Source organism: uncultured Bifidobacterium sp. (assembly GCF_959020145.1).
Classification (GTDB): domain Bacteria; phylum Actinomycetota; class Actinomycetes; order Actinomycetales; family Bifidobacteriaceae; genus Bifidobacterium.
The window spans coordinates 1-14981 of the sequence record NZ_CAUEQY010000030.1; the positions used below are offsets into that span (position 1 = coordinate 1).

The 14981-nt window shown below is 56.5% G+C and carries 10 protein-coding genes and 1 pseudogene; 6 read left to right on the forward strand and 5 right to left on the reverse strand.

Going from position 1 to position 14981, the window contains the following annotated elements; translation table 11 throughout:
* Together Q5H33_RS06960 and Q5H33_RS06965 are read right to left on the reverse strand one after the other, a co-directional pair.
* The coding region (locus tag Q5H33_RS06960) for a hypothetical protein (protein ID WP_134867952.1) at nt 1–374 on the reverse strand (374 nt) is incomplete at its 3' end.
* 760 nt (nt 375–1134) lie between these two features.
* A complete protein-coding gene (locus Q5H33_RS06965; protein ID WP_004222809.1) occupies nt 1135–3891 on the reverse strand; it encodes a phosphoenolpyruvate carboxylase in 2757 nt (918 codons plus the stop codon).
* A 361-nt stretch (nt 3892–4252) separates the two neighbouring features.
* Between Q5H33_RS06965 and Q5H33_RS06970 the strand changes: the two genes are divergently transcribed.
* Together Q5H33_RS06970 and Q5H33_RS06975 are read left to right on the forward strand one after the other, a co-directional pair.
* Nucleotides 4253–5992 (forward strand): threonine/serine exporter ThrE family protein, encoded by a 1740-nt coding sequence (locus tag Q5H33_RS06970; RefSeq protein ID WP_226559635.1) that lies wholly within the window; start codon nt 4253–4255, stop codon nt 5990–5992.
* 178 nt (nt 5993–6170) lie between these two features.
* Nucleotides 6171–7799, forward strand: a complete 1629-nt coding sequence (locus tag Q5H33_RS06975; protein WP_004222814.1) for a sodium/proline symporter — start codon at nt 6171–6173, stop codon at nt 7797–7799.
* Nucleotides 7800–7919: 120 nt separating this feature from the next.
* Here the strand turns inward: Q5H33_RS06975 and trpS are convergent, their stop codons facing one another.
* Nucleotides 7920–9020, reverse strand: coding sequence for a tryptophan--tRNA ligase (gene trpS, locus Q5H33_RS06980; RefSeq protein WP_302423728.1), 1101 nt, complete (start codon nt 9018–9020; stop codon nt 7920–7922).
* A gap of 127 nt (nt 9021–9147) precedes the next feature.
* Between trpS and Q5H33_RS06985 the strand changes: the two genes are divergently transcribed.
* A complete protein-coding gene (locus Q5H33_RS06985) occupies nt 9148–9528 on the forward strand; it encodes a DUF3073 domain-containing protein (RefSeq protein WP_004222827.1) in 381 nt (126 codons plus the stop codon).
* A gap of 111 nt (nt 9529–9639) precedes the next feature.
* Here the strand turns inward: Q5H33_RS06985 and Q5H33_RS06990 are convergent, their stop codons facing one another.
* Complete coding sequence (locus Q5H33_RS06990) at nt 9640–10077, reverse strand: sterol carrier family protein (protein WP_004222830.1); 438 nt, start codon at nt 10075–10077, stop codon at nt 9640–9642.
* A gap of 354 nt (nt 10078–10431) precedes the next feature.
* Between Q5H33_RS06990 and Q5H33_RS06995 the strand changes: the two genes are divergently transcribed.
* Entirely contained in the window at nt 10432–12876 is a 2445-nt protein-coding gene (locus tag Q5H33_RS06995; RefSeq protein ID WP_302423729.1) for a glycogen/starch/alpha-glucan phosphorylase, read from the forward strand.
* Between the two features lie 263 nt (nt 12877–13139).
* Here Q5H33_RS06995 and Q5H33_RS07000 read toward each other — a convergent pair whose 3' ends face one another.
* Nucleotides 13140–13361 (reverse strand): hypothetical protein, encoded by a 222-nt coding sequence (locus tag Q5H33_RS07000; RefSeq protein ID WP_022245033.1) that lies wholly within the window; start codon nt 13359–13361, stop codon nt 13140–13142.
* Nucleotides 13362–13547: 186 nt separating this feature from the next.
* On the opposite strand from Q5H33_RS07000, the gene Q5H33_RS07005 reads away from it, so the two are divergent.
* Nucleotides 13548–14342 (forward strand): rhomboid family intramembrane serine protease, encoded by a 795-nt coding sequence (locus Q5H33_RS07005; RefSeq protein WP_004222842.1) that lies wholly within the window; start codon nt 13548–13550, stop codon nt 14340–14342.
* Nucleotides 14343–14721: 379 nt separating this feature from the next.
* Nucleotides 14722–14981, forward strand: a pseudogene (locus tag Q5H33_RS07010) (SAM-dependent methyltransferase); the annotation flags it as partial.

Below are 14981 nucleotides of genomic sequence, written 5' to 3' on the forward strand. Positions count from 1 at the left end.
CGAGCGTCCCATGTTCCGGTGCCATCGCTGCTTGATCTGGTGTATGAGACATACTGGTTTGTCCCTACTGTTTTATTGATAACCCTTTTGCCTGAGGTTGTGGACAAGGCTAGAACTATATTGGCTCCAAAATCGACGGGGTTAGCTCTATGCGCGTGCATTTCGAAACTGGTCACACGGCTGGAGACTTGAGGGCGCATATAGAATTCGCCCCCATTGGTGCCATTGTTGAAAACAATGGAAGGTGAAACCATATAGGTGGAATATTGATCATTTGAACTTTGCCCATCGAGATTGACTACCCGGTCGATGACGTTATTGGCGACAATCCATCCAACCTGCCACCAATTTACAGCAAAGGCTGGAGTGGTCATAACTGTGCATAGGCAAACTGAGATAATTGTGGAGATAAAAAAACTCTTCTGGATTTCATAATTTCCTCCATGTGAAAATTTAATCTCAATCGACAATGATTAAGATATTAAGAGTATTCTAATGGAAAATGAGTAGGGGTGCACTTTAGGATGTGATTTTCTAGTGAAAATAGCAAAGGTTCTCTCTCGTGGAAGTTACAAACGAGGGCTTCGCTATGTGTCTGTGTTTCAGGAGTCATGCAGTTGTTACTGAATCATGAGTGGATTGAGGATAAGTATGCTAGTGCTGCATGTTAGGCGCTGAACAAAAACCTTCGAGTGCGGCGTCTTCCGTCAACAACACAACTCGTTCAGAAATACACCCAATATGGTCAAACAGTAAGACAGCGCTATGATGCGAACAATCTTCTTCCAAGACAGTTTGTCATGAAGGAAAGCCGTAACCAAAAGGGTTGTCATTGGGGTTATAAGCAGGACGAGGAAGAAATAGAGAAATGTGGACTAGGCTCAATCTGCCGAGAATATAAGTCTGACCGAACCAGTTGTATAAGCCCACGATGGCTGTCGGTGTCGCGGCGTGGGTAAACGCGGACAGGCGCCGGGTTACGTCGGATGATTGGGAGTCTGTCGCTCGGCCTGCGTGCCTGTTTTGTGCGCTGTCGCCGGCCAGGCTAGGGCCGCGCGACGCGAACGGGGAGGCCCGCGCCGTTTATCGGCACGGAACCTCCCCGCTCGCTTTTGTCAGGCGGTCAGCCGAAGATCAGCCCGTGTTCTGCAGGCCTGCTGCGACACCCGACACGGTGCACAGGATCAGGTAGGTGTAGTTCTCCTTCTGTCCATGCGTGAGCTCTTCCTTGTCCACGCGCTTGCGTAGCGAGCCGAGGGCGAGCACCTGGGTGGCGGACAGCGCGTCCACGTACGGCGAGCGGATGCGGATGGCCTGGCCGAGCACGTGGCGGTGCTGCAGAGGCCACTTGTCGCCTACGATCTCGAGCACCCACTTGCGGGTGAGCTCCATCTCGTCGAGGACCTTCTTGTTGAGGTCTTCACGGTCTCCGAGGGCAAGGTACATCTTGGCGATGCGCTCGTCAGTCTTGGCCAGCGACATTTCGATGTTGTCGATGAACGTGGAGAACAGAGGCCATTCCTCATACGCTTGACGCAAGGTGTTCAAATCGCCGAACTGTTCGCACGCGGTGCCCAGGCCGTACCATGCGGCCAGATTGATGCGTGCCTGCGCCCAGGAGAAGATCCACGGAATGGTACGCAGATCGTCGAGGGACTTGGCTCCAAGGCCACGTTTGGCCGGACGGGAGCCGATCGGCAGCAGGCCGATTTCGGTCAGCGGCGTGACGGTGGAGAACCACGGTGCGAAGCCGTCGGTGTTCAGCAGGTCGAGGAAGCGGTTATGCGCGGCCTCGTCGAGCTTGTTGGCCATGTCGGCGTACTTGGCGGTCATGTCCGTATTGCGCTTCTCCACGCTTGGAGCGGACTGCAGCAGCGTTGCAGCCGCAACGGACTCGACGTGGCGGATGGCCAGTGCCGGGTTGCCGTAGCGTGCGAAGATGACCTCGCCCTGCTCAGTGAGCTTGAAGCGGCACTTTACGGAGCCGACCGGCTGTGCGAGTACGGCACGGTTAGCCGGGCCGCCGCCGCGGCCGACGGCACCACCGCGGCCATGGAACAGGGTCAGATCGATGTCATGCGATTCCGCCCACTTGGCGATGCGTTCCTGTGCGGAATGCAGGGCCAGGGTTGCGGAGGTCGGGCCGGCGTCCTTCGAGGAGTCGGAGTAGCCGAGCATGACTTCCATCTTGCCGCCGGTGGCCTTCAGACGAGCCTGGACCTCCGGAATCTTGATCATTTCCTCGAGTACGTCTACCGAGTTCTGCAGATCCTCAAGCTGTTCGAACAGCGGGATCACGTCGATGGTTGGAACATCCTTGGGATGGGAGAACGCCAGACGGTTCAGCTCGTACACGTCCCTGATGTTTTGGGCGCTCTTGGTGAAGGAGATGATGTAACGACGGGCGGCCTTGATGCCGTTGCGCTTCTGGATGGAACCAAGGGCGCGGAAGGTGTCGAGCACCTCGTGGGTCATCGGCTGCAGTTCGCCACGCTCACCGTGCAGACCATGTTCGCGGATATCCTCCAGCGCTCGGGAATGCACGACGGAGTGCTGGCGGAACTCCATCTCGACCATATGGAAGCCAAAGGTCTCTGCCTGCCAGATGAGGTCCTGCAGCGGGCCGTAGGCGGAACGTTTGGCGTTGGCTTCGGCGAGGGAGCGCTGCACGACCTTCAGGTCGGCGATGTAATCCTCGCAGGAGTGGTACATGAGATCAGCATCGCGGTCGATGGTGGCCTTCAGACGATCGGCCATGACCAGCATGACGGCACGGTGCAGCTCCTTGGTGGAGATCAGTGCGGCCTTGTCGGTCAGGCGCTCGCTCATTTCCTTCTGATGGTTCCACAGGCTCTTGAGCTCGGCACTCGGCGGAGTGGTCTCAGCTTCCATGGTCAGGTTCTTGCCAACGCGGCGGGTCTCGATTTGCAACGCGCCCAGCACGTGGTCGCTGAACTTGCGGGCCACCTGACGGCTCACCTTGGCGGTGACATTCGGGTTGCCGTCACGGTCGGAGCCGATCCAGCTTCCCGGGTGGAAGAACGCCGGGCATACCGGCGGCACGAGGCCAGCCTTATCTCCGAGGATCCAATCGTCGAAACGACGGTACACCTGTGGAATGGTATAGAACAACGTATTGTCGAAAATATCGAGAATGGTTTCAGATTCCTCAACCGGAGTCGGCTTCTTCAGTGCGATCGGAGAGGTGCGGAACAGCGCGTCAATCTCGTTGAAGAGTCGACGGGAGTTTTCCTTCTTGTCTGAACCGCCAAGCAGCTTGTGCGTTGCGAGCAGCTGGGAGATGCGACGGATTTTGCCTTCCACGGCTTTGCGGCGGGCTTCAGTCGGATGCGCGGTGAACACCGGATGGAACTCGAGCTGGTCGAGCAGTTCCTTGGCTTTGGCCGGACCCATTTCGTTAATGAGCTGGTGGTAGGCGCAGGTCATTTCGTTCACTGGGTCGACGGCTTGGGTGTCATCTACGGCGGCCTCACGGCTGTGCAGCACGGAGACACGGTAGTTCTCCTCGCATAGGTTGGCCAGATGGAAGTAGGTGGTGAAGGCGCGGGCCAGCAGTTGTGCCTCATGCACATCCGTTTTATCGATGATGTCGACGACCTTCTGCAGGTCATCCTGATTCGGATTCGTATCCGTCAGAATGCCGGAGAAGCGTTCGGCGCTAGCGTTCAGTGCGTGTTCGCGCACTTCATCGAACTTGGCCAGCAGCTTTTCGTCGAATTCGCCGAGCACCTCGCGAAGAATCTGCAAACACAGATCCATTTCCTCTTTGAGGGAAGCGGGAAGATCACGCTCCTCGGGGCCTTTGGTGCCGGTGCCGGACGAGACGATAGCTGCGTCGGCAGGCGTGATCTGTTCGTTTTCTATTGTCATCAGACCTCCTTCTCCAAACCATCGGGTTGCCCGGTCTGTCGGTCCTTCGCGGCACCTCCGCGATTGTTTTGGCCGTCTGTTGCGAGCCCACAGCCCTAAGTTCGGTCGGTAATGCACGCCCATTGTATGCTCGGCAAATCGACAGTTTGGTTACGGAAACACCGGAAATGTCCGCATCGTGGTCCGACGGTGTCCACAAAGTGAAATCGATGGAAATTTCGAAAATCCTCCGACCAGCCCACACGTTAGACCTGAACTTGTGAGCGCACAATACGAACATGAACATGAGACGAATTTCGATAGCGCGGAAAAAAGCGCTTCGGCCGTCAGCAAATTCCATACACACTCCATTCCGCTCGATATGGAAGATATCGAACGGGATTGGGACAAGCCGGTCGCTGAAGCGGGAATCGCAGCAAAAGCCAGCGTGATCGTACGCGTCGGCATGCTCGATCTCGGCGCGGGCACCGGAAGCTTCCGCGTACGCGAAATGATGCACCGCATCGCCTATCCGCTAGGCGTGCACGTGCGCGCCGACGTGAACCTCACCGACATCGAAGCCTCCTGCACCGACGGCAAAGACCGTATCACCGAAGTCGTCGACCTGCCAACCACCGGCGTCAACACGGAACGCATTTGGCTGCTCGAACACTTCGCTGACTGGTTCAACGTGAACCTCGGCAAAGGATCGATGTACCACAGCCAATCCGACGTGTCCGAAGGGCTTATGCAGCATCTCGACAAGCGTGATGCGTCGCAGGTGTCGGCTGACCTGTCGAAGCGTCTTCGCGAACGTCAGAAAGCCGAACAGAATCAGGAGGGATCTGATGATCCCGTGCTCGACGCGCTTGAAATGGTGACGGAACGCGCCGAAGTGACCGATACCACCGCGCAGCCGTTGCACTTGCGTGACATCGAAGCGGCAAGCGAGCAGCATAATCGCGGTGAACGTGAAGCCGAACGTGAAACCAAGCGTGAAACTGCCGGTACGGCCAACGTTACGTCAAGCGAAGCGACCACGAAAAAAGCGCGCAAAAATCGCAATCACAAGCCGCCAAAAGGTCAATACGCCGAGCATTTCGACCACGTCGGAAAAGAAGCGGACCAATCGCAAGGCATCACCGTTCGCCAAGCCCACGAACGACTCGACATGATCGAACGACGCAAACCCCTGTATTCGCCGGCGTTCGCGGGATTCGCCTCGGCCTGCGCCTGCGCATCCTTCGTGTTCCTGCTTGGTGGCGGTCCCTTCGACATGATCGGCGCGTTCATTGGCGCGGGACTTGGTCACTGGCTGCGCCGCCGCCTGTTCGCCCACCATCTCAACCAGTTCTTCGTGACGTTCGTATGCGTGGCCGTCGCGGCACTCGCCTGCACGGGCACCCTGCGATTGATTGGTATTTTCGAGCCCGTCGCATTGCAGCATGATACGGCTTACATCGGTGCCATGCTGTTTGTGATTCCTGGATTCCCGCTGATTACGGGTGGACTTGATATGGCGAAAATTGATTTTCCGTCAGGTATTCAGCGCGTTGCGTACGTGTTGTGCATTATTTTGATGGCGACGCTCGCAGGCTGGATGGTCGCTTCGATCGTGCATTTGAATCCGGAAGGATTCGAGCCGTTGGGACTCAATCCGGTTGTCAATTGCCTGTTGCGTTTCGTGTTCGCATTCATCGGCGTCTGGGGCTTCTCCACCATGTTCAACTCGCCGCAGCGCATGTGCCTTGTCGCCGCCACCATTGGCGCCATTACTGACACCTTGCGTTTGGAAATCGTTGACATGGGCGTTCCCGCCGAAGCCGGCGCATTCATCGGCGCACTGCTCGCAGGCCTGCTTGCCTCCGCATGGCGTTCTGCGGTTCATCGCAGCTGGCTCGCCCCGCATCTCGGCTACCCGCGCATCTGCCTGACCGTGCCGTCCATCGTGATCATGGTTCCCGGTTTGTACATGTATCAAGCCATGTTCCACCTCGGCCAATTCGACACCTTGAACGCCCTCGACTGGGCTTTCCGCGCGTTCATGGTGATTATCTGTCTGCCGATCGGCCTAGCCATGGCTCGCGTTATCACCGATAAGTCTTGGAGATACGATATTTGATCCGTTTCGGCATTTGGGCGCGTAAATGAGATAAATGCGATTGTCGCAATGTTCGACCGGTACATTGGGACAATCGCATATTTTTTTCAGAAGAGATTCGAAAGAAATTCGTTTCGACAGAGATTTGAAGAAAGAGATTCGAAAGAAATTCGGCTAGCAATCTAAGAAGAGAGAATTCATGGTTACCAAAGATTTTTGGGTGCTGCTGGCGATGGTCATCTATTTTGTGGCCATGCTCACCATCGGCTTCATCTACTCCAAGCGGTCCAATTCCTCCACTCGTCAGTATTTCGCGGGTGGTCGAGGCGTTGGTCCATGGCTGACGGCATTGAGCGCCGAAGCCTCCGATATGAGCGGCTGGCTGCTCATGGGACTGCCGGGCGTCGCCTACTTCACCGGTGCCGCCGACCCGCTGTGGACGGCCCTCGGCCTGGCTCTCGGCACCTACCTCAACTGGAAGCTCGTCGCACGCCGTTTGCGCCGCTACTCCGTGGTGGCAGGTGACGCGATCACCATTCCGGACTTCTTCTCCAAACGATTCCATGACAAACGCAATATCGTCTCCACCATCGCGGCGCTGATCATCCTCGTATTTTTCTGTGTGTATGTCGGTAGCTGCTTCGTGACGGTCGGCAAACTTTTCTCGACCCTGTTCGGCTGGGACTACCACCTGACCATGGTGATCGGCGCTGCCATCGTGTTCGCCTACACCGTGATCGGAGGCTATCTTTCCGTGGTCGTGACCGACTTCATCCAAGGCTTGCTCATGTTCTTCGCGCTGGCAGTGGTGTTCATCGGTTCCGTCGCATCCGTCGGCGGCGTCGACAACACCGTCGCCTTCCTCAAAGGCATTCCAGGCTTCCTTGACGGCACGCAAATGGCCACGCCGATTCTGAACGATGCCGGCGAGCAGATTGTCAAGGCTGGCCAGGCCATGTTCGGCGCTCCTACCGAATACGGCGTGATCACCATGATTTCCATGCTTGCGTGGGGTCTTGGCTATTTCGGCATGCCGCAGGTGCTCGTGCGATTCCTGTCGATCCGCAGTTCCGAAGAGATCAAGAAGTCCCGTATCATCGCCACCACGTGGTGTGTGGTGTCGCTGGCGTGCGGCGTGTGCATCGGTTTGGTCGGCCGTGCGATGATGCCGACGCAGTTCGTCACGCAGTCCGCGGCGGAGAACATTTTCATCGTGGTTTCGCAGGCGCTGCTGCCGAGCTTCATGTGCGGCATCGTGGTGTCGGGCATTTTCGCCGCGTCCATGAGTTCGTCATCGTCATACCTGATTATCGGCGCTTCCGCGGTCGGTGAGAATATTTTCCGCGGATTGCTCTATCGCAAGGCCACCGATCGTCAGGTGATGATGGTTGCGCGCATCACATTGCTGGTTATGTTCATTTTCGGCATTGTGGTTGCGTTCGATCAGAATTCGTCGATTTTCCAGGTTGTTTCGTATGCATGGGCCGGTTTGGGCGCTTCGTTCGGTCCGCTGATGCTCTGCTCGCTGTATTGGCGTCGTACCAATAAATTCGGTGCGATTGCGGGCATGCTTTCCGGTACTGCGACCGTGCTGATCTGGCATAATTTCATCAAGCCGCTTGGTGGTGTCTTCGCTATTTACGAGCTGCTTCCGGCGTTCATCATCTCGCTGCTGTTCATTGTGGTGGTGTCGCTGCTGACTCCGGCTCCCGATGCTGAAGTGCTGCACGAGTTCGATCATTATCTTGATGATCCCGATGACCGCAAGGTGGATGACGATTTGGTCGCAGCGGAAATCGCTTCCGGCGAAAAGCGCGCGAAAATCTAATCAAACATAATGTGGCACATGCCACTCAGACGAGACAAAGGCCGGATTGTGCAATACGCAATCCGGCCTTTGTCGATGCTGAAACGCTGTTTAAAGCGTGATTATGGTGTTTCTGGAGCTTTAGTAGCGCATGCCCATGGCGTCGCGCACCTGCTCCAACGTTTCGTTGGCGATGGCGTTGGCCTTCTTGTTGCCTTCGGCGAGCACGTCGCGCACGTAATCCATATCCTTGGCGAGTTCCTCGCGACGGGCGCGATGCGGCTCAAGGAAGCTGTTCACCGATTCGATCACATACGCCTTCAGCGCGCCCGCACCGGAATCGCCGATCTCCTCGGCGATCTCCTTCGGATCGTGACCGGTGACCAAACCGGCGGTCGTCAGCAGTGCGGAAACCTGCGGACGTGCGATCGGATCGAACGTGATGCGGCGCTCGGAATCGGTCGGACTCTTCTTGATGAGCTTGGCGGTCTCCTGCGCTGTGGCGCCCAACATGATGGAATTGCCGTACGACTTGCTCATCTTGCGGCCATCCAAGCCTGGAATCTCCGGCGCTTCAGACAGAATCGCGGCCGGCTCGGGGAACACCGGATGCTTCTTGGCGTAGCGTTCGTTGAAACGACGCGCGATGGTGCGCGTGATCTCGACATGCGGCAGGTTATCCTTGCCGATCGGCACCACATTGGCCTTGCAGAACAGAATGTCGCATGCCTGATGCACCGGATAAGTCAGCAGCAGGCCGGTCAGCGCATGGCCAGAAGCTTCCATTTCCGACTTCACCGTAGGATTGCGATGCAGCTCGGCCTCAGTCACCAATGACAGGAACGGCAGCATCAGCTGGTTCTCCGCAGGAACGGCGGAATGCGTGAAAATCATGGTCTTTTCCGGATCGATGCCGGCAGCCATGTAGTCAAGCACCAAATTGAGCACATTGTCTTCGATGTGCGCGGTCGTGTCACGATCGGTGATCACCTGATAATCGGCGATGATGATATTCGAATTCACGCCGCGATTCTGCATGGCGACGCGCTCACGAATCGAACCAAAATAATGGCCGAGATGCAGACGTCCGGTCGGACGGTCGCCGGTCAGCATGGTGAACTTGCCCGGATTCTGTTCGATTGCGGCGAGCGTTGCGTCGGAACGCTTCTTCGCTGCGAGGAAGCTCGCGCTCATTTCATTGCCGACAGCGGTGATCTGCTGCTCCTGGGTTTCGTCCGTCATACGTGTCCTTTTCTTAAGAAAATCAGCGATTTTATCGTAAAAGTCTGAGCCGACAACGAAATATGGCATAACAAGTGGTACTCTCTTGTTTGATGAATTGATAGCACAGTAATCCTCAGGGGGTCAGATGGGCCGCGGACGTCAGAAAGCCAAACAGCAGAAAATAGCCCGAAAGCTCAAGTACCTGACCACCGACACCGATTATGATGAGCTCGCCAAGGAGCTCGGTGCCCAGGAGCCTGGTTCGGGTTCTTTTGATCCTTTCGCCGATATCGAAGCAAAATATTCTCACGATGCGGACGCTGAAGATGAGATTTCTGAAGATGCTCAGGAGTCCGCGCAAACCGACGCCGAGGATGACCTCGACGAGTATGCAAAGTGGGCCGCAGAGGCGGCGGCGAAGGCCACGAGCGGAGAGTTCCCGGCAGCCAAGTCCGCCGCGCCGAAGCCACACAAGCCCATCCCGATGCCGATGCCCAGCGCACTGAAGCCGAAGAAGCAGGACTGATCGGCATATCAGGTACTTTGTGAAACCGCGATGCGGATATGCCTGCCAGGTGTATCCACATCGCGGTTTTGCTATGCGTTTTTGCGCCTGTGACGGTCTTCTCGCAGCCTGTCACACCAATGGCAGCAAGCTACTCAAATCGTCGCGTTCGCCAACGGCCGTGATGCGTCCTGCCTCCTTCTCCTCAGCCCAGCTGGTGATGCCCGTGGCGAGTCTCATCCACACGTCCGGTTCCAGTTCGATCACGTCCGGCGGTGTGAGATTATGCGGATCGGATGCCGGTCCGTCGAGAATCTTGATGGCACCCCACGGCGCGACACGAACTTCCACGCCCGCCCCGGGCGCTTTTTTCTCCAGCAGATGCAGCGAGTAGCGCACCGCCATCGCCCACAGTTGGCGTGGCAATCGTGGAGAGAATTCCAGACGGAAATCGCGGGCCGCGTCGGTATTTGCGGGAATATTGTCGGCGATCATGCGATGAGACGTTTGCAGCCATTGTGCAAATGCGTCATGCCCCTTATGCAGATCTTGTTCTCGAATAACAGCCATACGTGTTATTTTGCCGTTTGCGAGCGACTATGATGGGGTGTTGCAGACAACGTAGTCACAACTGAATAGGGGTGTGAAGAGAGGGAAAATACCTGCGATTCTTGACAGCGTTCGCAATGTTGTTGCATGTCGTTTGCATGTTGCTCGCAACGTTTTTGCAGCCGGTTTGCATTATTTCTGCAAACGAATGCTTGCTTGTAATTGCTTGAAATTTCATCTTTTTATGATTACGTAGTATGCTATGTATGAGAACGTATGCATGATGTTACTTAGTGTTCATGCGGCCGCTAATGCAAGGACGCTGGGGTAAGGCATAATGTTCCTGGAGAGTAATCCGTCAAAGGGAGTCGATTAATGACTGAAATTACCGCACCGAAGTCCGCGGTCACCGCGGAGCAGTTCGCAGACGAGATCCGCGAGCAGCTGAAGTACACCCAGGGCGTCACCGTCGAGCAGGCCAAGCCGGCCGACGTGTACGTCGCCGCGTCCGCCGCAGTGCGCCGCCACCTCATGGATTCCTGGTTCAAGACCCAGTCCGACATGGTCAACGGCAACACCAAGGCAGTCGGCTACCTGTCCGCAGAATTCCTGATGGGCAAGCAGCTGCGCAACGCGCTGCTCAACGCCGGTCTGACCGAGCAGTTCGACGCCGCGGTCAAGGAACTCGGCTTCTCCGTGCAGGACGTCGTCGACGCCGAGCACGAGCCGGGCCTCGGCAACGGTGGCCTCGGCCGTCTGGCTGCCTGCTTCATTGATTCGCTCGCCTCGCTGGGCGTGCCGGCATTCGGTTATGGCATTCAGTACAAGTACGGCATCTTCGAGCAGAAGTTCGATGAAAACGGCAAGCAGATCGAAACCCCGGACTACTGGCTGACCAATGAAGAGCCGTGGGGACACATCGATTACAACCGCGACCAGAAGGTTTCCTTCGGCGGCGAAGTCGTTGAGGAAGATGGCAAGAAGGTATGGAAGCCGGCTTGGTCCGTGCGTGCGGTGCCGGTCGACTACATGGTTCCGGGCTACGCCTCCGGCCGTGTGAACACCCTGCGTCTGTGGACCGCCAAGAGCTACGACGAGTTCGACCTGCTCACCTTCAACAAGTCCGAGTACCTTGACGCCGTCAAGCCGCAGGTTGAAGCTGAGAACATCTCCAAGATCCTGTATCCGGAAGATTCCACCCCGCAGGGCAAGGCACTGCGTCTCGAGCAGCAGTACTTCTTCGTGTCCGCCTCCATCCACGACGCCATCCGCGTCTTCTACCCGGGTCAGGACAAGCCGGATCTGACCACCTTCGCGGACAAGATCACCTTCCAGCTCAACGACACCCACCCGGTCATCGGCATTCCGGAGCTCATGCGCGTCCTCATGGACGAGTACGGCTACGATTGGGACACCGCCTGGACCGTCACCAACAAGACCTTCAACTACACCTGCCACACCCTGCTTCCGGAAGCCCTGGAAGTGTGGCCGTCCAAGCTCATCGGCGAACTCCTGCCGCGTCACCTCGAAATCATCGAGAAGATCCAGGACCAGTTCGCAGCCGAGCTCAAGGCCAAGGGCGTCGACGAAGCCACCATCAAGGACATGGCCATCTACACCGGCGACTCCGTGCGCATGGCCTACCTGGCCACCTATGGCGGCTCCCACGTCAACGGCGTGGCCGAGCTGCACTCCCAGCTGCTCAAGGACGTCACCCTGAAGAACTTCTCCGACGTGTATCCGGACAAGTTCACCAACGTGACCAACGGCGTGACTCCTCGCCGCTTCATCAAGCTGGCCAACCCGCGTCTGTCCGACGTCATCACCGAGGGCCTCGGCACCGACAAGTGGCTGTCCGACCTCGAGCTGCTCAAGGGCCTCATCCCGCTGGCCGACGATGACGAGTTCGTCAAGAAGTTCGCCGCCGTCAAGCAGGCCAACAAGGTCGACTTCTCCAACTTCGCCAAGCGCAAGTACGGCTTCGACATCGACCCGAACACCATGATCAACACCATGGTCAAGCGTCTGCACGAATACAAGCGTCAGGCACTGAAGATCCTCGCCGTGATCGCACGCTACGCCGACATCAAGTCCGGCAGGATCGCCGCCGACGATGTCATGCCGCGCACCATCGTGTTCGGCGCCAAGGCCGCTCCGGGCTACTACCTCGCCAAGCAGACCATCCAGCTGATCAACAACGTCGCCCGCGTCATCAACAACGACCCGGATGTCAAGGGCAAGCTGAACGTCTACTTCCCGTGGAACTACAACGTGCGTCTCGCACAGCACCTCATCCCGGCAACCGACCTCGACGAGCAGATCTCCCAGGCCGGCAAGGAAGCCTCCGGTACCGGCAACATGAAGTTCGCTCTCAACGGCGCCATGACCGTCGGCACCCTCGACGGTGCCAACGTCGAAATCCGTGAGCGCGTCGGCGCTGAGAACTTCTTCCTCTTCGGCATGACCGTCGACGAGGTGGACGCCCTCTACGCCGAAGGCTACGATCCGAAGAAGTACTACGAGGCCGATCCTCGTCTCAAAGCCGCCATCGACATGGTCGCGGACGGCACCTTCTCCAACGGCGACAAGACCGTGTACGAAGACCTTGTCCACGATTGGCTCACCAAGGACTGGTTCATGACCCTCGCCGACTTCGGCGCCTACACCGCCATCCAGTCGGAAATCGAGGCCCTCTACGCCCAGCCGCTCGAATGGAACCGCAAGGCCCTCATCAACGTGGCGAACTCGGGCTACTTCAGCTCCGACCGCTCGATGGAGGATTACCTCGAGCGCATCTGGATGACCGGTCCGCTCAAGTAATGACGGAGCGTTATCTGCGTTGTGGAAGGCTTGACGTATCTTCGTACGCTTGCGCCTTCCACGCCTTGTGATACTGCGCTCGTCATTACTTTCGCTTCGCACGGGCCATATGTGACGTGAATTATCGCGTGATGTATGACTCGTAGCGTTAGATAGGGCGTGATGACGAAGGGACGATTCCGTTTTGGAATCGTCCCTTTTCGTTTTCCAGGGCAAAACAAAAAGCCCTGCGCGTGGGGCGCAGGGCTTGAAAGAAAGAGAAATCAGGCAGCTTCTGGGGTGGTGGGAGCGACTTCGGCTTCGCCATCCTCGGCATCCTTGGTCAGGCCAAGATCGACAGGAGACGAGCTGTTCTCCCATGGCTCCTCCCACGGATCGTAATCCGGATTCTGCTGCTTGTACACATACAGACCGACGACACCGGCAAGCAAAGCTCCGAAGAGCAGTGCGAAGAACTTCCAACCGTTAGAAGACTTGTTCTCCATGACGGATCCTTTCCCAAATATCGGCGAACATTGGCTGACCTGCTCGTTCAAGCCAACTCTGTTCACTATATTAATTCCTTGAATGTGTTGATTGGGTGGATTTACGCGCCGGGGATTCACAAGAATGCAATCATTTGCAATGATTTCGCAGATTCGCGGATTCGCACGTTCCAGTAGGGTTGAAACATGGCTTATCAACGTTTCAGTCTGTTTCCCGATTCCCCGTCGTTCAAAGACTTCTTCTCTGCACGTTCCATGCGATACCGTTGGCGTAACGGCGATCCTGTGATCACCGTTACGATCATGGCGATATGCGTCGCGGTCTGGATTGTCGAAACACTATTGAAAATCGTCTGGCCGACCGGCTGCAACGCATTCGTCGGCTCAGGCGTATTCATGCCCGCGCTGGCGACTCACCGCCCATGGACCTTCATTACGTCAATGTTCCTGCACCAGCCGGCCTCCCTATGGCACATTCTTTTCAACATGCTGACCTTGTGGTGCGTCGGGCCTGTATTGGAACGCATGATGGGGCATCTGCCATATCTCGCGTTATACGTGCTGTCAGGACTCGGCGGAAGCGCCGGCATGATGGTCTGGGCACTGTTCTCGCAAGACGGTTGGCTGACATCCGCATACGGCGCTTCCGGCGCGCTATTCGGCCTGTTCGCGGCAATTCTGGTGGTATACCAGCGCATTGGCATCGACATTCGATCCATGCTGATCTGGATGCTCATCAACTTCCTGATGCCAATCATCACGCCGAACATCGCATGGCAGGCGCATGTCGGCGGATTCATCATCGGAGGAGTGTTCGCCTGGCTGTTGGTTTCCGGTCTGCATGCGTTGCGCGGCAAAAGTCTGCAGCAGCGCACGCTGATGTACGGCGTAATCATGTTGGCCGTGATTATTGCGATTGTCGTCGCATGCAATATGAGCAATCCACTTCGCGCAAACCCCCTTCTTGGCATGTTCTTCTAGTTGGTAGGCAGGAGAAAAAAACAGATTTGGGGAATTGCAGACACACACTTATCCACAAATGTGGATAAGTGTGTGGATAAGTGAGGGTTGAGCTGTGGGTAAGTCGGGGATAACTCGGTGCATTATCCACAAGGATATTCACAAAACGGTGGATTCCCCGGCTTTTCAACGGTGGAAAATGTGGATAACCCGACTGTGCATAGTGGAAAAATGGGGAAAAACACCATCCTATATATTGTGGACGGTCATAAAACTGCCTACAAGATATAGACGCTATCCACATTCGTCCACAATAATCCACGACTTATCCACATCGTGTGAAACCAGAAAATCCCCAGAATGACGACGAATCAACACAACGAAATCAGGTACGTCACCAATGACAATCATGAATGACGAGACGCGCGAATTCGTGGCGATGCATCGCAACGAGGACGTGCGCGAACTGGCGTTGAAGGCCAAACGTGTGGAAGGGCTCGACCTGCCGTTGGCGCTCGACCAGATTGCCGGATGGCAGATCGCACGCAAAAAACTGCCACAATGGGCCTCCTGCGAGGGAATCGTATACCCTCCGCACATTTCCATGGAACAGTGCTCATCGCAGTTCACAGCCCAATACAAGTCAGAAATCGCACAAAC